Source organism: Nonomuraea rosea (assembly GCF_039539705.1).
Classification (GTDB): Bacteria; Actinomycetota; Actinomycetes; order Streptosporangiales; family Streptosporangiaceae; genus Nonomuraea; species Nonomuraea rosea.
This window is the reverse complement of record NZ_BAABDQ010000012.1, coordinates 133,574-154,965: the sequence shown is the minus strand read 5'-3', so window position 1 is coordinate 154,965 and position 21,392 is coordinate 133,574. Positions and strand designations below refer to the sequence as shown.

At 71.1% G+C, this 21,392-nt stretch carries 15 protein-coding genes; 2 read left to right on the top strand and 13 right to left on the bottom strand.

Annotated features, from left to right (window positions below; genetic code table 11):
* The first annotated feature begins 62 nt into the window (after positions 1-62).
* Positions 63-2,195 (top strand): alpha-glucuronidase, encoded by a 2,133-nt coding sequence (locus ABEA43_RS27125; RefSeq protein ID WP_345566068.1) that lies wholly within the window; start codon positions 63-65, stop codon positions 2,193-2,195.
* A 6-nt stretch (positions 2,196-2,201) separates the two neighbouring features.
* Here the strand turns inward: ABEA43_RS27125 and ABEA43_RS27120 are convergent, their stop codons facing one another.
* The 6 genes from ABEA43_RS27120 to ABEA43_RS27095 are packed head-to-tail and all read right to left on the bottom strand — an operon-like array spanning position 2,202 to position 10,431.
* The gene (locus tag ABEA43_RS27120) at positions 2,202-2,912 is read right to left on the bottom strand and encodes a hypothetical protein (RefSeq protein WP_345566066.1); all 711 of its coding nucleotides are present in this window, start codon (positions 2,910-2,912) and stop codon (positions 2,202-2,204) included.
* A 25-nt stretch (positions 2,913-2,937) separates the two neighbouring features.
* Complete coding sequence (locus ABEA43_RS27115) at positions 2,938-4,479, bottom strand: GH39 family glycosyl hydrolase (protein WP_345566064.1); 1,542 nt, start codon at positions 4,477-4,479, stop codon at positions 2,938-2,940.
* A gap of 55 nt (positions 4,480-4,534) precedes the next feature.
* The gene (locus ABEA43_RS27110; protein WP_345566062.1) at positions 4,535-6,172 is read right to left on the bottom strand and encodes an ABC transporter substrate-binding protein; all 1,638 of its coding nucleotides are present in this window, start codon (positions 6,170-6,172) and stop codon (positions 4,535-4,537) included.
* 37 nt (positions 6,173-6,209) lie between these two features.
* On the bottom strand, positions 6,210-7,088 hold the full coding sequence (locus tag ABEA43_RS27105) for a carbohydrate ABC transporter permease (RefSeq protein WP_345566061.1): 879 nt from the start codon (positions 7,086-7,088) through the stop codon (positions 6,210-6,212).
* The gene (locus tag ABEA43_RS27100) at positions 7,082-8,074 is read right to left on the bottom strand and encodes an ABC transporter permease (RefSeq protein ID WP_345566059.1); all 993 of its coding nucleotides are present in this window, start codon (positions 8,072-8,074) and stop codon (positions 7,082-7,084) included. The genes ABEA43_RS27105 and ABEA43_RS27100 overlap by 7 nt, the downstream gene beginning before the upstream one ends.
* Positions 8,071-10,431, bottom strand: a complete 2,361-nt coding sequence (locus ABEA43_RS27095; RefSeq protein WP_345566058.1) for a beta-xylosidase/alpha-l-arabinosidase — start codon at positions 10,429-10,431, stop codon at positions 8,071-8,073. The genes ABEA43_RS27100 and ABEA43_RS27095 overlap by 4 nt, the downstream gene beginning before the upstream one ends.
* A gap of 535 nt (positions 10,432-10,966) precedes the next feature.
* Between ABEA43_RS27095 and ABEA43_RS27090 the strand changes: the two genes are divergently transcribed.
* Positions 10,967-12,463 carry an alpha/beta fold hydrolase gene (locus ABEA43_RS27090; RefSeq protein ID WP_345566056.1) on the top strand — a complete coding sequence of 499 codons (1,497 nt, stop codon included), beginning with the start codon at positions 10,967-10,969 and terminating at the stop codon, positions 12,461-12,463.
* A 34-nt stretch (positions 12,464-12,497) separates the two neighbouring features.
* Here the strand turns inward: ABEA43_RS27090 and ABEA43_RS27085 are convergent, their stop codons facing one another.
* From ABEA43_RS27085 to ABEA43_RS27055, 7 genes are all read right to left on the bottom strand, one after another.
* Positions 12,498-14,348, bottom strand: coding sequence for a 2-isopropylmalate synthase (locus ABEA43_RS27085; RefSeq protein WP_345566054.1), 1,851 nt, complete (start codon positions 14,346-14,348; stop codon positions 12,498-12,500).
* Positions 14,349-14,433: 85 nt separating this feature from the next.
* Positions 14,434-17,538: an AfsR/SARP family transcriptional regulator gene (locus ABEA43_RS27080; RefSeq protein WP_345566052.1), complete on the bottom strand. Its 3,105-nt coding sequence runs from the start codon at positions 17,536-17,538 to the stop codon at positions 14,434-14,436.
* A gap of 145 nt (positions 17,539-17,683) precedes the next feature.
* Positions 17,684-17,869, bottom strand: a complete 186-nt coding sequence (locus ABEA43_RS27075; RefSeq protein ID WP_345566050.1) for a hypothetical protein — start codon at positions 17,867-17,869, stop codon at positions 17,684-17,686.
* Between the two features lie 96 nt (positions 17,870-17,965).
* Positions 17,966-18,793, bottom strand: coding sequence for an ABC transporter ATP-binding protein (locus tag ABEA43_RS27070; protein WP_345566048.1), 828 nt, complete (start codon positions 18,791-18,793; stop codon positions 17,966-17,968).
* Complete coding sequence (locus ABEA43_RS27065) at positions 18,790-19,629, bottom strand: ABC transporter ATP-binding protein (protein ID WP_345566046.1); 840 nt, start codon at positions 19,627-19,629, stop codon at positions 18,790-18,792. Before ABEA43_RS27065 ends, ABEA43_RS27070 begins: the two co-directional genes overlap by 4 nt.
* Positions 19,626-20,435, bottom strand: coding sequence for an ABC transporter permease (locus tag ABEA43_RS27060; RefSeq protein WP_345566045.1), 810 nt, complete (start codon positions 20,433-20,435; stop codon positions 19,626-19,628). The genes ABEA43_RS27065 and ABEA43_RS27060 overlap by 4 nt, the downstream gene beginning before the upstream one ends.
* A complete protein-coding gene (locus tag ABEA43_RS27055; protein WP_345566043.1) occupies positions 20,432-21,385 on the bottom strand; it encodes an ABC transporter permease in 954 nt (317 codons plus the stop codon). Before ABEA43_RS27055 ends, ABEA43_RS27060 begins: the two co-directional genes overlap by 4 nt.
* Positions 21,386-21,392 lie beyond the last annotated feature (7 nt).

Sequence of the window (21,392 nt, the reverse complement as noted above, 5' to 3'; positions counted from 1 at the left end):
CGCCGCCTCTTTCGATAGATTTGTCTATAAAATGGATTAAATCATCGGATTTGAGGATCCACGTGACCACTCCCGATCTGACCGACGTCCACCCAGCCTGGCTGCCCCCAGAAGCCTTCCGGGCGATCGGTTCGCGTCGCACCCTCGTACGCGGCGACGGCCTTCTCGCGGAAACCGTGCGCGAGGAGGTCGCCCGCGCCTCCGCCCTTTACGGCGGCGGCCCGGCGGACCCGGCCGGCCCGGCCGATCTGGTGCTCGCGCTCACCACGGCGACGCCGCTGCCGCCCGCCGCGCAGGCGCTCCTGGACGGACCGGGGGCCGACGAGCTCGCCGGTCTTGGGGACGAGGGGTACGTGCTCGCCCGCCACGACGGCGTCACGGTGGTGCTCGCGGACGCGGCGGCGGGCCTGCTCCACGGCCTGTTCCACGTGGTGCGCCTGGGCGAGCGGGCGTTCGGGGCGGCACGGCCCGCGCAGGCCCACCGGCCGGCGATGCGGCGGCGCATGCTCGACCATTGGGACAACATCGACGTGCACCCCGTGATGGGCCAGGTCGAACGCGGCTACTCGGGCGGGTCGATCTTCTGGCGGGACGGCGCGCTGACCGGGGACCTGGCACGGGTGCGCGCCTACGGGCGGCTGCTGGCCGCCACCGGCGTGAACGCGATCTCGGTGAACAACGTGAACGTGCACGCCACCGAGGCCCATCTGCTGACCGACCGGCTCGGCGACGTGGCGGCGATCGCGGACGAGCTGCGTCCGTACGGGATCCGCGTGCACCTGTCGGTCAACTTCGCCTCCCCCATCGCCCTGGGCGGGCTGTCCACCGCCGACCCGCTCGACGCGGACGTGCGCGCGTGGTGGGCGGCGACGACCGAGCGGGTGTACGCGACGATCCCCGACTTCGGCGGCTACGTGGTCAAGGCCGACTCGGAGGGGCAGCCGGGACCGTTCGCGTACGAGCGCACCCATGCCGACGGCGCCAACATGCTCGCCGACGCGCTGGCCCCGCACGGCGGGGTCGTGCACTGGCGGGCCTTCGTCTACAACCACCGGCAGGACTGGCGCGACCGCTCGACCGACCGGGCCCGCGCGGCCTTCGACCACTTCGCGCCGCTCGACGGGCAGTTCCGCGACAACGCGATCTTGCAGGTCAAGCATGGTCCGCTGGACTTCCAGACCCGGGAGCCGGTATCGCCGGTGATCGCGGCCATGCCGTCCACCCGCCTGGCGGTGGAGCTGCAGGTGACGCAGGAGTACACCGGGCAGCAGCGGCATGTGTGCTACCTGGCCCCGATGTGGAGTGAGGTGCTGGGCTTCCGCCCCTGGGGCCCGGACGGCCGCGACGTGGCCGCCCTCGCCACCGGCGGCACGGCGGACGGCAGCGTGGCGGACAGCGGCACGGCGGACGGCGCTCTGGCGGGCAGCGGTGCGGCGGACGGCGGCGCCGGCGGTCCTGGTGGTGGTCTGGTGGCGGTCTCCAATGTGGGCGACGACCGCTTCTGGACCGGTCACCCGCTCGCCCAGGCGAACCTGTACGCGTTCGGCCGGCTCGCCTGGGCGCCGCGCCTGGACCCCGGGGCCGTGCTGGACGAGTGGATCGGCCTGACGTTCGCGGCCAGCCGGGACCGCGCGGCGCTCGGGCGGACGCTGCACGAGATGATGGACGGCTCCTGGCACACGTACGAGCGCTACACCGCGCCGCTCGGCGTCGGCTTCATGGTCCGTCCCGGCCACCACTACGGCCCCGACGTGGACGGCTACGAGTACACGCCGTGGGGCACGTACCACTTCGCCGACCGTGACGGCGTGGGCGTGGACAGGACGCGCGCCACCGGCACCGGCTACACCGGCCAGTACCCGGAGCCGTGGTCAGAGGTGTACGAATCGCCGGAGAGCTGCCCCGACGAGCTGCTGCTGTTCTTCCACCACGTCCCGTACGGACACGTGCTCCAGAGCGGCTCGACGGTCGTCCAGCACATCTACGACACCCACTTCGCGGGCGCCGAGCAGGCCGCGGAGACCCGGCTGCGCTGGCAGAAGGCCGAAGGTCTGGTGGACCCGGCGCTGTGGGCCAGGGTGAAGGAGCGGCTGGACGAGCAGGTCCGCTCCGCCGAGGAGTGGCGTGACCAGGTCAACGCCTACTTCCTGCGCAAGTCGGGCGTGCCCGACGCCCATGGGCGCCGCATCCACTGAGACCGGTTACTGAGGTGCGGTGAACCTCTCCTGGACCTCGGCGGTCAGCTTGCGGCTGTTCCACAGGAGCACCGCGGCGGCCACCGAGGCCAGCACGACGGGCACCACCTCCGAGGCGAACAGCGTGAGGCCGCCCGCCACGATCAGCAGGCACGCGTTGGCCAGGGTGGCGCCGGGGAAACGCCCGAGCGAGTACGCCGCCAGCCTGGCCACGTCCATCCCCCTGAACGCGAACAACGAGGTGATCACCAGCGCGTTGGCGACCCAGAGCGTGGCCACCACGGCGATGACGACGAGCAGCACCGCCCACCAGCCGGGCACCCCGGCGGCGGAGAAGTTGCCGAGGGTCATGCCGACGATCGTCAGCCACACCAGCCACGGCGCCCATACCTTCAGCGCCCCGGCGGCGTTGAGCCGGTAGCCGCGCCAGAACACCGTGGCCGGGCGCAGGTCGATGAGCTCGGCGCGGCGGTGGCGCATCGCGTACAGGGCGGCCGAGAGCGCGGGGCCGAGCGGCAGCAGGCAGAGCGCGGCCAGCGGCACGTTGCTGGCGTCCCGGTCGAGCAGCACGAGACCGGCCAGCCCGGGGGCGGCGGTGAGCAGGAACAGCAGCTCGACGATCAGCAGCGTGTAGATCAACGCGGCGGCCCGCGAGAGCGGCCCCGTGCCGAAGCGCCGCCCCATACCCGTGCCCACATCCGTGCCCGCGCCGCTCATGCGAAAGCTCCCATGCTCACGTCGCTCATGTCAGGCCCTCCCCCAGGCCGAGTATCCGGCTGTCGTCCCACCACGGCGGGGTCTCGTCCACCACCGCCGTCAGCTCGGCCAGCGTGACCTCGTGGCGTTCGAGCGTGAGGTCGAGCTCGACCGATCCGCCCGCTACGGGGAGGTTGCGATGGCTGCGGATGGGTTCCGCCGCTTCCCGGAGGATATCGAGCTGCCGGGAATGGGGAGACCGGGGGCGGCCCATCTCGCACCAGGCCGCCCAGGCGTTGCCCTGCTCCTCGCTCACCGACGAGCGCAGCATGAAGACCGAGGCCGCGTCCCCGACGGGGATGGACAGGCGCACGGTGTGCCCGGCCGTGTGCCCGGCCGTGTGCCCAGCCACGGGGTCGCCGCCGGTGACGTCCACGGGCGCCCACGCCAGCACCGTGACCCGGCCGGTCGCGTCCCTCGTGACGAGGTGGTCCGCGCCCCTGGTCAGGAGCTGGTCGCCCATCCTGGCCATGAACGCGTACAGGTGGTACGTGGGCTTCTTGATCTGGCGGTGGGTCAGCAGGCCGAAGCCGCCGTGGAACAACGACGTCGGGATCCCGACCTCCTCGAACATGTCGCTGAAGGTCCAGTAGGAGAAGGAGTCCGCCAGCTCTCCCCCGGCCGCCAGCACCGGGGCCAGGTAGGCGGCGTTGAACGCCGTGTCGTGGAGGGGGTTGTCGGGCCGGTAGGAGGAGTTGAACTCGGTGATGTGCACCGGCAGGTCCGCCAGCGGGCCGCCGGCGAGCTGGCGGCGCGGCATCCCGAACTGTTCCAGCAGCTCAGCGGCGGGCCGCAGCGTCTGGTGCACACCGAACGGGACGTGCTGGGCCGGGCCCGAGGTGTAGGCGTGGCGGCTGACGAAGTCGACCGGCACGGAACGTTCTGTCACGAAGCCGGCGAACCGCGTCATCCACTCGTCCGAGCCGGGCGAGATCGCCGGGCCGCCGACCTGGAGCGCGGCGTCCACGTCCTTGACGGCGTGCGCGGTGACCTCGTACAGGCGGTGGTAGGCGGCCTCGTCCGCGTCCTGCCAGAAGTCCTTGAGGTTCGGCTCGTTCCACACCTCGATCGGCCAGGTACGCACCTCGTCCAGGCCGTACCGGTCGATCAGGTGCGTCACGGTGGCCTTGACCAGGGCGGCCCACTCCCGGTGCGAGCGGGGCGGGGTGACGTTGCCGCGCCACCAGAAGACGGTCTGGTCGCCCGAGGCCAGGCCCGAGGGCATGAAGCCCAGCTCGACGAAGGGCTTGATGCCGAGCTCCAGGTAGGCGTCCACGATCTGGTCCACGTACGTGAACGAGTGCCGCACGTGCCGCGAGCCCGCGTGCTCGTACGGCCGGTGCACGCCGACGCCGTCGCTCAGCAGCCCGTGCCCGCGGATGTGCCGGAAGCCGATCTCCCGCTGGACGAGCGCCAGCGAGTCCTGGTAGTCGCGCCGCAGCGCGAGCTCCAAGCGTCCCGTGCCGACGCAGAAGCGCCAGGCGTCGGACAGCCGCCCCGAGGGACGGCCGGGAACGAGGTTGCGCATGATGATCCTCAGGCCGGGGCCGCCCCCGGGAGGGGAGCGGCCCAGAGGGGGCAGGTCAGCCGTGTTCCTTCTTGAACCGCTCGTAGGCGCCGTTGACCAGGTTCAGGTAGGTGGTCGAGTTCTTGCCCTCCAGCTCCTTGACGTAGGCGTCCCACTCGCTGATGTCGCGCTCGCCGAGGATGAACTTGAGCGTGTTCTGGGTGACGGTGTCCTTCAGCGGCGTCTCCCACAGGCTGGCCTGCTCGCGCTCCTCGTCGTTGAACGGGTGCGGCGGATCGACCGGCCACGGCTTCCTGGCGTTCATGACGTCCTGGAAGGCCACCTCCTCCTCGGAGAAGGTGGAGTTCAGCAGCTTGGTCGTGCCGCCGTAGGCGAAGACGCCGTTGGAGAAGCCGAAGTCCTTCTGCAGGTGCTTCGGCGCCCCGGGGTTGAGGCCGATGAAGTCGACGTCCTTGGCGATCTTGTAGTCACCGGCCGCGTCCTTGGTGAACGTCGTGCCCTCGATGCCCCACTTGGCGAACTCCTCGCCCTGGTCGGAGTACCAGAGCCAGTCCAGGAACTGCATCATGGCGACGAAGTTCTTGTTCTCCAGGGCCTTCTTGGAGATCATGACGCCGTTCTCGAGGCGGGTGCCGATCTTGTAGTCCCCGACCGGGCCCATGGGCACCGGAATCTTGGCGATCTTGGCGTCCGGGTTGTTCTCGGTCAGCGCCGTCCGGTAGTCGTTGATCAGCGACTGCGCGTTGCTGCTGATCACGAACGACTTGCCGGAGGTGAACTTGGCCTTGGCGGCGTCGTCCGACTGGGTGAAGCTCTCGGGGTCGAGCAGCTTCTCCTTCACCAGCTTGCCGAGATACTCGATCATCTGCTTGTACTGGGGCATGGCGCCGGTGTAGGCGAACTTCCCGGCCGCCGGGTCCCAGGTCGCGTGCTGGAAGTCCCACCCGCCCCTGCTGCCGAACGCCTGGGCGACCAGCTTGATCAGGTTGCCGCCCGGCGTGGGGACGCCCCACCGGTCGGTCATCGGGTACTGGTCGGGGTACTCGGCCTTCATGGCCTTGAGCACGGTGTAGAGGTCGTCCCAGGTCTTGGGGACCTCCAGCTTGAGCTTCTCCAGGATGTCGGTCCTGATGGCCAGCGAGTAGTCGACCCAGATGTCCTCGTGGAGACCGGGCAGCAGGTAGAAGCGGCCGTCCGTCTGACGCAGCGTGTCCAGCTCAGGCTCCAGCTTCCACTTGGCGACCTTGTCCTTGAAGTTCGGCATCAGGTCGAGGTAGTCGCTGACCGGCAGAATCGCGCCCGAGGCGACGAACGTCTCCTCCGCCGGGTGATACGTCTTCGGGATGATGAGCGGGGCCTGCCCCGAGCCCACCAGCAGGCCGCGCTTCTTCTCGTAGTCGCTGAGCGGGACGGTCACGGCCTTCAGCGTCACGTTGGTGCGCTTGGTCAGCTCCTGCCAGAACAGCCAGTCGTTCTTGTGCGGATAGAACGGGTGGTTGTTGTAGAGCACGTCGAACGAGATCGGCTCGGTGGCCTTGAACTGCTGGTTGACGCCGTAGCCTGCCATCGCGCCCGCCTTGTTCGCGGACACGTCGGCGGTCTTCTTCGGTGCCTCGTCCTCGCCGCAACCGGCGAGGACGAGGGTGAGCGCACCCAGGCCGACTATCGCCTGACGTCGTGAGAATTCGCGCATGGGGGATTTTCCTTAGGTGAGGGGCTGACGAAGAGGGCTAACCCTTGACCGCGCCGATCATGACTCCAGAGACGAAGTACCTCTGGACGAAGGGGTAGACCGCGAGGATGGGCAGGACGGTGAGCATGACCGTCACCGACTGGATGTTGGCGGCGGCCTGCGTCACCTCGGACGTCACCGCGCCCGCGGACTCCGCACCGGTGGCGCCCGCGATGAGGTTGCGCAGGTAGATCGTCACCGGGAACAGCTCGGACTCGTTCAGGTAGAGGAAGGCCGTGAACCACGAGTTCCAGTACGAGACCGCGTAGAACAGCACCATCGTGGCGATGACCGCTTTCGACAGCGGCAGCACGATCTTCCACAGGATGCCGTAGGTGTTCAGGCCGTCGATGGCGGCGGCCTCCTCCAGCTCCTGCGGCAGGCCCTCGAAGAACGCCTTCATCACCAGCAGGTTGAACACGCTGATGGCGTTGGGCAGGACGATGGCCCAGATGGAGTTCGTCAGTCCGAGGCTGTTGACCAGCACGTACTGGGGGATCAGGCCGCCGGAGAAGATCATGGTGAAGACGGCGACCCAGACCAGGATCGTGCGGCCCTTGAGGTGCTTCTTGGACAGCACGTACGCGTAGCACGTCGTCAGCACCATGGCGATGACCGTGGCGACGACGGTGTAGATGACGGTGTTGCCGTAGTTCGTCCAGAACATCGGGTCGGTGATCACGATCCGGTAGGTCGTGAGGTTGAACCCGCGCGGGATGAGGTTGACCTCGCCCGCGACGATGTAGCGCTCTTGGCTGAAGGAGCGGGCGATGATGTTGACGAAGGGATACAGCGTCACGATCACGACACCGGTCAGGATGACGGCGTTGATCCCTTGGAACACGCGGTAGCCACGGCTCTTGGCGGTCGTTACCACAGGCTCGCCCCTACTGTGCGGCGGGAGATCACGTTGGCCGAGCTGATGAGCACGATCCCGATCAGGGCCTCGAACAGGCCGATGGCGGCGGCATAGCTCATGTTGCTGGACTCCACGCCCATCCGGTACAGGTACGTGGAGATCACGTCGGCGGTCGGATACGTCAGCGGGTTGTACAGGAGCAGGACCTTCTCGAAGCCCACGGCCATGAACGTGCCGATGTTGAGCACGAGGAGGGTGATCGCCGTCGGCCGGATGCCCGGCAGCGTGACGTGCCAGATCTGCCGCCACCGGCTGGCGCCGTCCATCCTGGCCGCCTCGTAGAGCTGCCCGTCGATGGTCGTCAGCGCGGCCAGGTAGAGGATGGTCCCCCAGCCGACGGTCTGCCAGACCTCCGACGAGACGAAGATCGTGCGGAACCAGTCCGGCTTCTGCAGGAACACGGTCGGCTCACCGCCGAACGCCTTCACCATCTGGTTGATCGGCCCGTCGATGGACAGCATCTGCATGACGATGGCGGCCACGATGACCATCGACAGGAAGTGCGGCAGATAGGACACCGACTGCAGGAACCGCTTGAGCTTCGTGCTGCGCACCTCGTTGAGCAGCAGCGCCAGCACGATCGGCAGCGGGAAGCAGAACACCAGGGTCAGCGCCCCGAGGACGAGCGTGTTGGTGAACACGGTCCAGAACGTGGGGTCGCTCAGGAACATCTTCACGTAGCGCAGGCCCACCCACTGCTCGCCGAAGATGCTGCCGCCCGGCTCGAACTTCCTGAACGCGATGACGTTGCCGACCATCGGCCCGTACCGGAAGATCAGGAAGAACAGCAGCGGCAGGATCGCCAGCGAGTAGAGCTGCCAGTCGCGGCGCAGCGCGGCGCCCCAGCCGGTGCGGGCGCGTGCGCGGTGTCCGGGGGCCCGGTCCGGCCGTTGCGGGCCGCCGCGGGTGCCCGGTGACGGGTCCAGCGTCTGGGATGTGCTCATCCAGTGACCTCCGGTGCGATGCGGTCCATGCGCGCCAGCGGCTGCAGCTCCCGCAGGTGACCGACCTCGCGCTCGGCGCCGGTCAGGCGCAGCGGCAGGGCCGCGGTCACCTCGCCGCTCGAACGCCCGAACCGCAGCTCGACGTCGCCGGGCTCGACGATGCGGGTGCCCCGCACGCCGGTGAACGACGTGACGTCCGCGGGGACGGTGAACGTCGCGCGGGCGGACTCCCCCGGCTCCAGCGGGACCCGGAGGTGGCCGATCAGGCGGACGACCGGGCGCGTCGTCTGCGCGACGGGGTCGTGCAGGTAGAGCTGGACGACCTCCGTGCCGGCCCGCGTGCCGGTGTTGCACACCGTGACGCCGACGCTGACCTCGCCGTCGACCGGCCACGCGGTGCCGCCGCCGGCCACGTCGGCGTCGCTCCACTCGAAGGTGGTGTAACTCAGCCCGTGCCCGAACGGGAACGCGGGGGTCGGGTCCACCGAGGACACGTCGGAGCGGCGGCCCAGCATCGGCGACAGGTACGTCGAAGGCAGCCCGGCGGCGTCGCGGAGCACGCTGACCGGCAGCCGCCCGGACGGGTTCACCGCGCCGGTGAGCACCTCGGCCAGCGCCTGGCCGCCCCGCTGGCCGGGGAAGAAGCCGTAGACGATGCCCGCGGCGGCGTCCACCTCGGCGCCCAGCGCGTACGGGCGGCCGGCGAGCAGCACCAGCACCACCGGGGTGCCGGTCGCCAGCACGGCCTGGACGAGCTCGGCCTGCACGCCGGGCAGGCGCAGGTCGGTCGCGTCGCAGCCCTCGCCGGAGGTGCCGCGCCCGAACAGGCCGGCCCGATCTCCGACGGCGACCACGCACACGTCGGCCTCCGCCGCCGCCGCGACCGCGGCCGCGATGCCCGAGGTGTCGTCGCCGGTGATCTCGCAGCCCGGCGCGTACGTGAGGTCCCCGCCCAGGTCGCCGAGCGCCTCGCGCAGGGACGGGATGTCGAGCCCGAGCCCGTGCTCGGGGTGCGGGCCCACGTGCGCGGGGAAGGCGTAGCAGCCGAGCATGCCCATCGGGTCGTCGGCGAGCGGGCCCACCAGGGCGATCCGCCGGCCGGGGGCCAGCGGCAGGATCCCGCCGGTGTTCCGCAGCAGGACGACGGACTGCCTGGCCAGGCGCAGGGCGACGTCCTGGCTGGCCTCGTCGTCGAGGCGGAGGTTCTCGACGTCGGCGGGCAGCGGCTCCCAGCCCTCGTCGAGCAGGCCGACCTCGGCCTTCTGGGTCAGCACGCGGCGCAGGGCGCGGTCGATCAGCGCCTCGTCCACCTCCCCGGCCTTCACGGCCTCGATCAGGGGGGTGCCGAAGGTGTCAACGGTGGGCAGCTCGACGTCGATGCCGGCCCGCAGGGCGAGCCCGGCCGCGTCGGAGGCCCCGGCGGCGAGGCCGTGCAGCTTCTGCAGGAAGCGGATGGCGAAGTAGTCGGCGACCACCGTGCCGGCGAAACCCCATTCCTCGCGCAGCAGCCCGGTGAGCAGGCTCTCGTCGGCCGCCACGGGAAGGCCGTCGATCTCGGCGTAGGAGTGCATCACCGACCGGGAGCCGCCCAGGCGCAGGGCCATCTCGAACGGCGGCAGGATGACGTCGGCCAGCTCGCGCCGGCCCATGTGCACGGGGGCGAGGTTACGTCCGCCGCGGGAGACCGAGTAGCCGGCGAAGTGCTTCAGCGTGGCGACGATGCCGGTGCTCTCCAGGCCGCGCACGTAGGCCGCGCCGATCGTGCCGACGAGGTAGGGGTCCTCGCCGATCGTCTCCTCGGTACGGCCCCAGCGGTAGTCCCTGGTCACGTCCAGCACCGGGGCCAGGCCCTGGTGGATGCCGGCGGCCCGCATGGAGCGGCCGATCCGCCCGGCCATCTCCTCGATCAGGTCGGGGTCGAAGGAGGCGCCCCAGCTCAGCGGCGCCGGATACACGGTCGCCCGCCAGGCGGCGAACCCGGTCAGGCACTCCTCGTGGACCTGGGCGGGGATCCCGAACCGGCTGGTCGCCACGATCTGCGCCTGCGAGGCCGCCAGCGAGCGCGCGCCGGCGACCGGATCGACCGGCGCCGTGCCGAACGGCCGGGTGAGCTGGCCCAGCCCCTGGCTGATGACCGTGCTCCACTCCACACCCTCCATGTCGGACTGGTGCGGGGCGACCCCTCCCCCGGAGGCGTCGGCGCCGACCCACACGCCGACGAGTTGAGCGATCTTCTCCTCGAGAGTCATCAGCGGGATGAGCGTCTCGGCCCGCTGGGCGGGCGACAGCCGTTCGTCCTGCCACGGCGCGCTCTCTCCGGACGCAGGGCTCGTGTCGATTGGTACCTGGCCCCTCATGCCATCCCTTCGGCCGGTGACGGCGCAGGACCCACGCACGGCGAGTGGGGGGTCACGCTGGCGTGTCGCGCCGAAACTTTCACGACGATTTGTTTAATATTGCGGCAACATATGGGCACCGTTGGGGCGTGTCAAGAGTGCCGCCATCTGCAACGTTGCGGAAGCGACCTGTCAAGGCCAGTTCGTGTCACAGCCTTGGATCGGCGCCGATCGAGCGGTAAGTTGCCCGAAACTTTCGGAAATCTGGGACGCGACTCCGGCGGCACCGGAAGCCCGGCGAACGGGTTACCGGATCGCGCCGTTCCCGGCGGTCCGCGAGCGGCCACCAGAGAACAGCCATTATCGCGAAATATTGACTCATATGGTCAATCGGCGCCGCAACCGCCTCAGCCAGGGAGGACACGCGGGGGGTACCGGGGGATGACTCGCTTCTCATACCCGAGTCGGATGCGCTTGTCCGGCCTTCTGATTCACGATCAAGTACCCGACGAATGGATGGATGATGCGAAGACTCGTCCTCGTACCCACCGTTTTATTGGCCCTCGTCGTCCCCTCGCTGCCCGCCACGGCGAGCAGCGCGGCGGGCGCCGTCGCGTGGGCGCCGTGTCAGGAGGATCCCACCGCCGAGTGCGGCACGCTGAGCGTGCCCGTCGACTGGAGCCGGCCCGGCGGGGAGAAGTTCGAGCTGGCGCTCGCGCGGCGCACCGCCACCGATCCCGCGGCCAGGACCGGCTCGCTGGTGATCAACCCCGGCGGGCCCGGCGGGTCCGGCGTGGACGCCGTGCTGAAGAACTGGCTGGGGTTCTCCCCCGAGATCACCCGCCGGTTCGACGTCGTGGGCTTCGATCCGCGCGGCGTCAGGCGCAGCAACCCGATCCTGTGCTCGCTGGAGCTGGCCGTGCAGGCGCCCGATCCGCTCTCGCTGAAGAGCCAGGCCGACTTCGACGCGCTGCTCGCCTTCAACGAGCGCTACCGGCAGGACTGCAGGAGCCGTACCGGGCCGCTGTTCGACCACGCGGACACCGGCAGCGTGGTGCGCGACCTCGACGCCCTGCGCGCCGCCCTGGGCGAGGACAAGCTGACCTACTACGGCGTCTCGTACGGCACGCTCATCGGGCAGCTCTACGCCGAGCGCTTTCCGCGGCGGGTGCGCGCGCTGGCGCTCGACAGCAACATGGACCACAGCCTCGGCACCGCGGCGTTCCTGGAGTCCCAGGCACTGACGGTCCAGGACTCCTTCGACGAGTTCGTGGCCTGGTGCGCGGAGACCGCCTCGTGCGCGCTGCACGACAGGGACGTGCGCGCGCTCTGGCACGAGCTGCTGGCCCGCGCCGAGCGGGGCGAGCTGCACCTGCCGGGGTCGCCTGAGGTCACGCTGAGCAGGTTCGACCTCATCGGGCAGGCCTTCGGCGCGTTCTACGGACCCGCCTACAAGGAGCTGGCCGAGTTCCTGGCGGCCCTGGAGAGCGGCGGCCAGACGGCGCGGGCGTTCCTCACGCCGCCCTCGGCGCTGGCCGAGAACGTGATCAACGACCCCACCCAGGTCTTCTGCCAGGACTACCTGCTGCCCATCCGCGACTACCGGGACTTCGCGCGTCACATGCGCAGGTCGGCGGCCGTCGCGCCGGACATGCTGCTCAGCGCGGCGGCCCACCCCATCACCTTTGCCTGCCTGGGCACACGGGGCCCGATCCCCAACCCGCAGCACCGGCTGCGCGTGGACCACACGCCCACGCTGCTGCTGGGCAACGCCCTGCACGACCCCGCCACCGGCTATCCGTGGGCGGTCGGCGCGGCGCGGCAGATCGGGCGCGAGGCCAGGCTGCTCACCTACGAGGGGTGGGGGCACGGGATCTACGGTCGTGGTGACTGCCCGACGGCCGCGTTCGACGGCTATCTGACCTCGCTCACCGTGCCGGCCAAGGGCGCGAGATGCCCGGCGGTGCCGCCGGCCGAGCTGAGCACCTTGAAGGCCCGGCCGATCCCCGGTCCCGTCCCCGGCCTGCCCGGCTGGACGCCCGCGACCCCATAGTCCGGATCCGGTGGTCCGTCCGCGCACGGCGCGGTCAGCCACGCATCGGTGCGGGAGAGGCCATGACGGGCCTTTCCCGTGCCGGTCTGCCTAGAACGGCAGCACCCGGCCTGCGGGGGTGCGAAGGTCGAGTGAGCGGCTCTTCGCCTTTCTGGGCTTGCTGATCCTGATTCGTTTCATGATTCGACAGTAGAGAAGTGCGGCTTTCGTCCACTATCGTCCGAGTATTCGGGAGCGCACGGCGCACGGCCGTGGCGACCGCGGCCAGGGCGGCCGTCTCGGCGTCCGCGCCCGAGCCGACGCCCCACCAGAGCTGGCCGCGCACGCGGCACTGCGCGTAGACGGTCACCTGGCGGCCCAGCTCGGCGCCGCCTGTGCGGTGCAGGGCGCGGACGTCGATGCCCTTGGGGGCGAGCGCGGCCGTCACGCGCTGCACCGCGTCCGCCCGGTCCGCGCCCACGTCGAAGGGGACGCCGTCGAGATAGAGGTCGGCCGCCACCGGCTCATCCGGCGCCACCTCGGTGAGCGCCCCCTGGGGGCTCACCCGGTACTCGCGGTCGAACAGGTCCTTGATCCGCTCCGGCGTCAGCTCGCCGCCCGCCGCGTCGGCGTCCGCCTGGACGATCCTGGCGAACTCCGCCTGCAGCGGGCGCGGCAGGCGCAGGCCGTAGCGGGCGCTCAGCACGTACGCGACGCCGCCCTTGCCCGACTGGCTGTTGATGCGCACGATCGCCTCGTACGTACGGCCCACGTCCTCGGGGTCGAGCGGCAGGTACGGCACCTCCCACGGCAGGTCGCGCACGGGCACGCCACGCCGCACCGCCTCACCCTCCAGCGCGTCCAGGCCCTTCTTGATGGCGTCCTGGTGCGAGCCGGAGAAGGCCGTGTACACGAGGTCGCCCCCGTACGGGTGGCGCGGGTGCACGGGCAGCTCGTTGCAGTACTCGACCGTGCGCCGGACCGCGTTGATGTCGGAGAAGTCGATGCCGGGGTCGACGCCCTGGGTGAGCAGGTTCAGGCCCAGGGTGACGAGGTCGACGTTGCCGGCCCGCTCCCCGTTGCCGAACAGGCAGCCCTCGACCCGCTGCGCCCCGGCGAGCAGCGCCAGCTCGGCGCTGGCCACGCCGGTGCCGCGGTCGTTGTGCGGGTGGACGGACAGGCACACGTGCTCGCGCCTGCTGAGGTTGCGGTCGAGCCATTCGATCTGGTCGGCGAACACGTTCGGCATCGACCGCTCGACCGTCGTCGGGAAGTTGAGGATGATCCCGCGGCCCGGCTCCGGCTGGTAGACGTCCATGACCGCCTCGCAGACCTCCAGCGCGAAGTCCAGCTCGGTCTCGTTGAACAGCTCCGGCGAGTACTGGTAGCCGAAGTCGCAGCCGGCGAGCAGGCGCTCGGCGTACTTCATCGCCAGCCGGGTGCCGTGCACCGCCAGGTCCTTGCACTCGTCCCTGGTCATGCCGAACACGGTCCTGCGGAACTGCGGCGAGGTCGCGTTGTAGACGTGCACGGTCGCGGCGCGAGCGCCCTCCAGGCTCTCCACCGTGCGGTGGATCAGCTCGTCGCGGGCCTGGGTGAGCACGGTGATGCGGACGTCGTCGGGGATCAGGTCCTTCTCGATCAGCAGCCGGACGAAGTCGTGGTCGTCCTGGCTGGCCACCGGGAACCCCACCTCGATCTCCTTGTAGCCCATCGACACGAGCAGGTTGAACATGGCCAGCTTGCGGTCGGGGCTCATGGGGTGGGGCAGCGACTGGTTCCCGTCGCGCAGGTCCGTCGACAGCCAGCGCGGCGCGGCGGTGAGCCTCCTGTTCGGCCAGGTCCGGCCGGGCAGGCGGACCTGCGGGAACATCCAGTAGCGGGCGGCGGGTCGTCGGGCCTTCATGTGTACTCCCTGGATTGACGATGCCGAATACGGTCGACAGGCACAGATCGCGCGATCCTTCTGCCGACCAGAATGGGCACGCCCGCTATCGGCCTGGCTTCGGCCCGCTATTGGTGGCCATGCCGGTAGGGGATCCAGGGGTCGGTCTCGCCGCGTCACGGCGTTTGTCGAGCTCGGCCCGTAGCTGGTGGGCGACCACGGGGTCCATCTCCTCGGTGCGCTCCACGGCGCGGTCCAGGGCCACCCGCGCCGCGTCCGCGTCGCCGAGCCCGGTGTGGGCGTCGCTGAGCAGCGCCAGGGCGAGCGCTTCGTCGAACGGCACGCCCACCGTGGCGAACAGGGCCAGCGCCTGCTCCGAGGTGGTGACGGCGGTGGCGGGATCGCCCTCCGCCAGGGCCAGCTCGGCGAGCGCGTTGAGCACCCGGCCCTTGGCCAGCCGCTCGCTGGTGGTGCCGGCCAGCAGCAGGGCGTGGCGCAGGTCGTCGCCCGCCTCCGCCAGGTCGCCCAGCCGCAGCCTGGCCAGGCCCATGCAGTGCAGGATGTACGCCTCGCCGGTGGAGTCGCCGATCTCCTGGATCGCGGCCAGCGCCTCCTGCAGCGGGTCGAGCGCCTGCCGCAGCTCACCGGCCTGCAGATGGGTCTGGCCCAGCCGGAAGAGCACCTGGGCACGCAGCCGCGCACCGCCCTCGTTCTCGGCCAGCTCCATGGCGTTGCGCAGCAGCTCCTTGGCGCCCTGCGGGTCGTTCCTGAGGAGCTTGACCTGGGCGAGGTTGTGCAGCGCGTAGATGGTGGCGCTGTGCGCCCGCGAGGAGCGCGACAGCTCCAGCGCCCGCTCGAAGAACGCGGCGGCGTCGTCCAGCCGGCCGGTCACCAGGTCCAGGTGGCCCCGGTTGGCGAGCACCGAGGCCAGCGCCCGCTCGTCGCCCACCTGGATGAACAGCTCGACGGCGGCGTGGAAGTCCGCGCGGGCGGCGTCGAAGCGGTGCTCGGCGGTGGCCAGGGCGCCGCTGGAGTAGAGCATGGCCGCCTGGCCGCGCAGGTCTCCGTCCTGCCTGGCGGCGGTCAGCGCGATGCGCATGGTCTCGCGCCAGTCGTCCAGGTAGACGCGCGACTGGAAGAAGGTCGCCGCGCCGAGCGCCAGCCCCCAGCTGATCTCGGCCAGGCCCGCCTGGGCGGCCTGCCTGATGCCGGAGACGAGCATGCTGCGCTCCCGCTCGAACCAGGCGGCGGGCACCGCGACCAGCCGGTCGATCAGCGTGTCGGGCAGCGACCACGTGGCGGTGGCGCCGGGGATCATGATGCGGTCCTCGTGCTCGCGCCGCCGCGCGGCCTCCACCATCGACAGCAGCCCGCCGAGCACCCTGGCCAGGGCCGCGGCACGGTCGCCGGCCGGCTCCTCGCTCGCCAGCCGCTCCCTGGCGTAGACCCTGAGCAGGTCGTGGAAGCGGTACTGGACGTGCGCGCCGCGCCCGCCGCCGGTCGTCTCGATGAGCTGGGTGTCGGCCAGGTCGTCGAGCAGGTCGGCGGCCTCGCCGATGGGCTGGTCGAGCAGCGCGGCGCTGAGCCACGGGGAGAACACGTCGGAGTCGACGATCGCCAGCCGGCGGAACAGCCGCCGCGTGTCGTCGCCGAGGCTGTCGTAGGTGAGGGAGATGCTGGCCCTGATCCCCATCTCGCCGTGCTTGAGCTCGTCCAGCCGCCTGGTCTCGTCCTCCAGCCGCTCCACGAGCTGTTCGACGCTCCAGTGCGGCCTGGCCGACAGCCGCGCGCCCGCGATGCGCAGCGCGAGCGGCAGGTGGCCGCAGAGGTCCGCGAGCGCCGCCGAGGCGACGGGCTCCGCGCGGATGCGGTCGGTCCCCGCGATGCGCGACAGCAGCTCCAGCGACTGGCCGGAGTCGAACACGTCCACGTCGACGTGGACCGCGCCGGACAGGCCCGCCAGGCGGCTGCGGCTGCTCAGGATGACGGCCGAGTCGACGCTGCCGGGCAGCAGCGGCAGGATCTGGCTCTCGGTGCTGACGTCGTCCAGCACGACCAGCATCCTGCGGTCGGCCAGCAGCGCGCGGTAGAGCTCGGCGCGCTCCTCCAGCCCGTCGGGCACCGCGGTCCCGGTGACCCCCAGCGCTCTCAGGAACCGCTCCAGCACCTGCATCGGGCCGACCGGCCTGGCCGAGCCGCCGTGCAGGTCGGCGTAGAGCTGGCCGTCGGGATAGTGCTCGACGACGCGGTGGGCGGCGTGCACGGAGATGGCGCTCTTGCCGATGCCGGGCTTGCCGGCCAGCGCGACGATGGGGACGGCGTAGCCGACGCGGCCGCCGTCGGCGACCACCAGGTGTCTCATGATCTCGTCGAGCTGCCGCGTCCTGCCGGTGAAGTCGGCGATGTCGGTGGGCAGCAGCCGCGGCACGCCCGTCTGCGGCTCTGCGATCCTGGGCTCCGCGGTGAGCTGCACGGGGGCGGCCGGCGGGTCCAGGTCGGGGTTGGAGCTGAGGATCGCGTGCTCCAGTTGCTGGAGCCGCTCATTGGGCTCGATGCCCAACTCCTCGATCATGGTGCTTCTCGCGTCGCGGTAGGCCTGTAACGCCTCGGCCTGGCGGCCCGAGCGGTAGAGGGCGAGCATGAGCTGGCCGCGCAGGCGTTCGCGAAGGGGGTGCTCCGAGACGAGGGCGGTGAGCTCGCCCACCAGCTCGTGGTGGTGGCCCAGCTCCAGCTCCAGATCGATGCAGTCCTCGCAGGCGGCGACGCGGTCTTCGTTCATCCGGCTTGCCGCCGCCTGCAGCACTCTGCTGTCGATGCCTTCGAGTGCGGGCCCCCGCCAGAGTGCGAGGGCCTCCCGGTAACGTTCTACGGATTGCTCGGCCTTGCCTTCGCGACGTTCGAGTCTGGCCTGTCGGACCAGTCCGTCGAAGTGGCTGGCGTCGAACTCCTCCGCGGGCACCCTGGCCACATAGGCATGTGACTGGGTGACGATGATGTCTGGTCTCCCCTGAGCCGCGAACAGGCGGCGAAGTGCTGAGATACAGATCTGGATCTGCGCTCTGGACGTCGTCGGCGGGGCGTCCTCGTAGATCGTCTCTGTCAGCCGGGCGATCGTGACCGCTCGTCCCTCGTTGAGCAGGAGGAGGGCGAGGACCGTCTGCTGTCTGGCCCCTCCCAGATCCAGCCGGCGGCCGTTTGCGACAACCTCCAACGGCCCGAGGATGCGAAACTCCACATCCGTCTCCCCAAATGGTGCTGCGCTCACTCCCCGTGAACCGCATCTCTCCGGACAGACTAGGCCATAGCTACTGCCCCCTGCTATGACGGCCGGTCCGTGCTCTGGTCAGGGAAGACGGTCAGGGCCAGGTGCCGCAGCACTGCTCGGGCTGATCGGCGTTCACGATTACGGTGCTCTCCACGGTGATCCCGGCACCGATGGTCGTGGCCGACGCTCCGGTGCTGAAGGCGGAGATCGCGAGGACGGTGGCGATGAAGGTGGCGGCGGTGAGCCGGCCAAGGCGGGTGATCGTCTGCTTGTTCATGGTGTTCCCCGGCGCTTTCTGAGTGAGTGTTACTCCGATGGGCAGAACACTAGAAAGGGCCGCCATTGCTTCGGTATCGAATCGTCATCGCGCAGCTCAAAGGGGTTGTGCGGGCTCTTGACCGGGCTCTGGGAGCCTCGGCGCGGAGGCCACCAGCCGCCGCGTGCAGGGGTGGAGGGGCGAGCCGAGCACGTCCGCCGTGCCTCCGCGCTCGGCCACCCGGCCGCCTTCGAGCACCACGACCTCCTCGCACAGCTCGGCCACCACCGTCAGGTCGTGCGAGACGAGCACCACGGTCAGGTCCCTGGTGTCGCGCAGCTCGGCGAGCAGATCCACCAGCCGTACCCGCGTGACCAGGTCGAGCGCGCTGACGGGCTCGTCGGCGAGCAGCACGCGCGGGTGGCAGACGACGGCCCGCGCGAGCGCGATCCGCTGGCGCTGGCCGCCGGAGAACTCGTGCGGATAGCGGCCCGCGGCCTCCGGCGGCAGCCCGACCGCGCACAGCGCCGCGGCCACCCTGCGGTCCGTCTCCGCGCGCCGGCCAGGGCCTTTGACCAGGCCGAGCGAGCGCAGCGGCTCGGCGACGATCCGGTCCACGCGCTGCCTGGGGTCGAGCGAGGTGTAGGGATCCTGGAAGACGGGCTGCACGGCCCGCCGCAGCGCCCGCTCGTTCCCGCGCAGCGGCTCGCCGTCGAAGAGCACCTGGCCGCTGCCCGGCCGCAGGAGGCCGAGCAGCAGGCGGACCAGCGTCGTCTTGCCCGCGCCCGACTCCCCCACCAGGGCCAGGCCGCGTCCCGGCACGACCTCGAAGCCGACGCCGCCGAGCACGGGCGGCCCGTTGCGGTAGGCGAACCCCAGGTCGCGCACCTCGATCAGCGGCGTGGTCATCGGCGCGGTCAGCGGCGTGGTCGGCGGCGTGGTCATCCGGGCCCCCGTGAGACGCGGCCGCCGTCGCCCGCGTCCCGCCGGGCCAGGCCAGCGAGGGTGCCGTGCAGTCGGCGGGCCGCCGCGACCAGGTCCCGCGTGTACGGGTGCGCGGGCGCCCGCAGCAGCTCGGCGGCCGTCCCCGACTCCACCTCGCGGCCGTCCTTGAGCACCAGGACCCGGCTCGTCACGGCCGCCACCACCGCCAGGTCGTGCCCGACGAACAGCAGCCCCATCCCCCGTGCCCTGACCAGGTCGTCAAGCAGCGCGAGCACCTCGGCCTGGACCGTGGTGTCGAGCTGGGCGGTGGGCTCGTCGGCGATCAGCAGCGCGGGCTCGCAGGCCAGCGCCATGGCGATGGCGACCCGCTGGCGCTGGCCGCCGGAGATCTCGTACGGATAGGACCTGGCGACGCGCGTGGTGTCGGCGAGCCGTACTTCCGCCAGGGCGTCGTGCACCGCGCCGCGCAGCGCACGCCCCCGCAGCCCTCTGTGGCGTCGTAGCGGCCCGGCGACCTGTGCCCCCACCCGCATCAGGGGGTCGAGCGCGGCGAGCGGCTCCTGGAAGACCACGGCCACGGACCGGCCGCGGAGCCGGTCGAGCCGCCGCTGGGACGCTTCGAGCACCGCCAGGCCGTCCAGGAGCACGCTGCCCGAGGCGGTCATGCCCGGCGATAGCAAACCGATAAGCGCCAGTACGGTGAGCGACTTGCCCGATCCTGACTCGCCGATCAGCCCCAGCCGGTCCCCCCTGCCCACACGGAACGACAGACCGGAGACCAGCGCCCGCCCGCCGTCCGCGCGCACCGACAGATCGTCCACCGTCAGCAGGCTCATCCGCGCCTCCGCAGCACCGGGTCGGCGGCCTCTCTGATGCCGTCGGCGGCCAGGTTCACGCCGATCACGAGGACGGCGAGCAGGACGCCGGGCGCGATCACGCCGATGGGGGCGGTGAACGCGGTGGCCTGGGCCTCGTTCAGCATGTGGCCCCAGGAGGCGTTCGGCGGCGGCGCGCCGAGCCCGAGGTAGGACAGGCTCGCCTCGGCGAGGACGGCCACGCCGAACTGCAGCGCCAGATTGGTGGCGAGCACGGGCCAGATGTTGGGCAGCACGTGGCCGAGCACGATGCGCGGCCACGTGGTGCCGGACGTGCGCGCGGCCGTGATGTAGTCCTGCGCCAGCACCCGTTTGACGAGCACCCGGACCAGCCGGGCGATCACGGCCGACATGGCCAGCCCGATCGCGAACACGGCCGCGTCGAGCGAGCCGTGCCGCCCCGCGATCACGAGCATCGCCAGCAGCAGCGTCGGGAAGGCGATCAGGATGTCGAGCATGACGGCCAGCGCGTCGTCCGACCACCGGACGGCGAACCCGGCCAGCAGCCCGGCGGCCAGCCCGAGCGTCCCGCCGACCGCGACCGCCCCCGCTCCTGCCGCCACGGCGGTCCTGGCCCCGATCATGAGCTGGGTGAACAGGTCGCGCCCGAGCCTGTCGGTGCCCAGCCAGTGGGCGGCGCCCGGCGGCTCCAGCCGTCCGCCGGTGGTGTCGGCGGGATCGTACGGCGTCCAGAACAGCGACAGCAGGGCCGCCACCGCCACGACGGCGACCAGCGCGCACCCGACGGCGAGCGTCCGCGCCCTCACGCCGCCGCCCCCGTCACGGTACGCCGCAGCCGCGGATCGACGAGCCGCTGGACGAGGTCGGCCACGAAGCCGATGGCCAGCACCGCGCAGGTGCTCAGCACCAGCACGCCCTGGATGACCGGCCAGTCGTGCTGCGCGAACGCCTTGACCAGCAGCGACCCGAGCCCCGGCAGGGCGAAGACGTTCTCCACCACCACCGCGCCCAGGAACGTCGTGGCCAGCTCGACGCCGAGGATCGGGATCACGGGACCGGCGGCGTTGCGCAGGCCGTGCCGCCAGACGGCCCCGGCCAGCGGGGAGCCGAGCGCCCTGGCGGTCCGCAGGTAACCGGCGTCGAGCACGTCGATGGCGGCCGAGTGGACGTAGCGGATCAGCGAGGCGGACATGACCAGCGTGATGGTCAGCATGGGCAGCGCCAGCGAGGTGAGCGCGGCGGCCGGGTCGCTCCAGTCGCCGGCCGGGAATCCGCCGGCCGGCAGCCAGCGCAGGCGCAGCGCGAACACGGTGATCAGCAGCATGCCGATCCAGAAGACCGGCACGGCCAGGCCGAGCTGGCCGAGCCCGGACAGCAGCGTGCCGTACCAGGTGTTCCTGCGCAGCGCGGTGACGAACCCCGCGGGCACCGCGATCAGCACCGACAGCAGGAAGGACAGCAGCGTGAGCGGGACGGTGACGGCCAGGCGGCCGGCGACCTCGGCGGCCACGGGCAGTGAGCTGACGAAGGACCGGCCGAGGTCGAGCGTGGCCATGCTGCATGCCCAGACGGCGAACTGCTCGGGCAGCGGCCGGTCGGAGCCCAGCTCGTGGCGGGCCGCGGCGATCTGCTCCGGGGTGGCCCCCACGGACAGCAGCGCGTTGGCCGGGTCGCCGGGCAGGATCCTGAGCAGCGCGAACAGGACCACCGCCGCGACCGCCAGCGACAGCACCAGCAGCAGGCTTCTGCGGAGCACGTAGCCG

Coding starts and splice junctions, on each gene's coding strand:
- ABEA43_RS27085 (WP_345566054.1), bottom strand. CDS start 14,348: ATGAAGGCCCGACGACCCGCCGCCCGCTACTGGATGTTCCCGCAGGTC.
- ABEA43_RS27065 (WP_345566046.1), bottom strand. CDS start 19,629: ATGAGCCTGCTGACGGTGGACGATCTGTCGGTGCGCGCGGACGGCGGG.
- ABEA43_RS27120 (WP_345566066.1), bottom strand. CDS start 2,912: ATGAGCGGCGCGGGCACGGATGTGGGCACGGGTATGGGGCGGCGCTTC.
- ABEA43_RS27110 (WP_345566062.1), bottom strand. CDS start 6,172: ATGCGCGAATTCTCACGACGTCAGGCGATAGTCGGCCTGGGTGCGCTC.
- ABEA43_RS27115 (WP_345566064.1), bottom strand. CDS start 4,479: ATGCGCAACCTCGTTCCCGGCCGTCCCTCGGGGCGGCTGTCCGACGCC.
- ABEA43_RS27100 (WP_345566059.1), bottom strand. CDS start 8,074: ATGAGCACATCCCAGACGCTGGACCCGTCACCGGGCACCCGCGGCGGC.
- ABEA43_RS27075 (WP_345566050.1), bottom strand. CDS start 17,869: ATGAACAAGCAGACGATCACCCGCCTTGGCCGGCTCACCGCCGCCACC.
- ABEA43_RS27070 (WP_345566048.1), bottom strand. CDS start 18,793: ATGACCACGCCGCCGACCACGCCGCTGACCGCGCCGATGACCACGCCG.
- ABEA43_RS27095 (WP_345566058.1), bottom strand. CDS start 10,431: ATGAGGGGCCAGGTACCAATCGACACGAGCCCTGCGTCCGGAGAGAGC.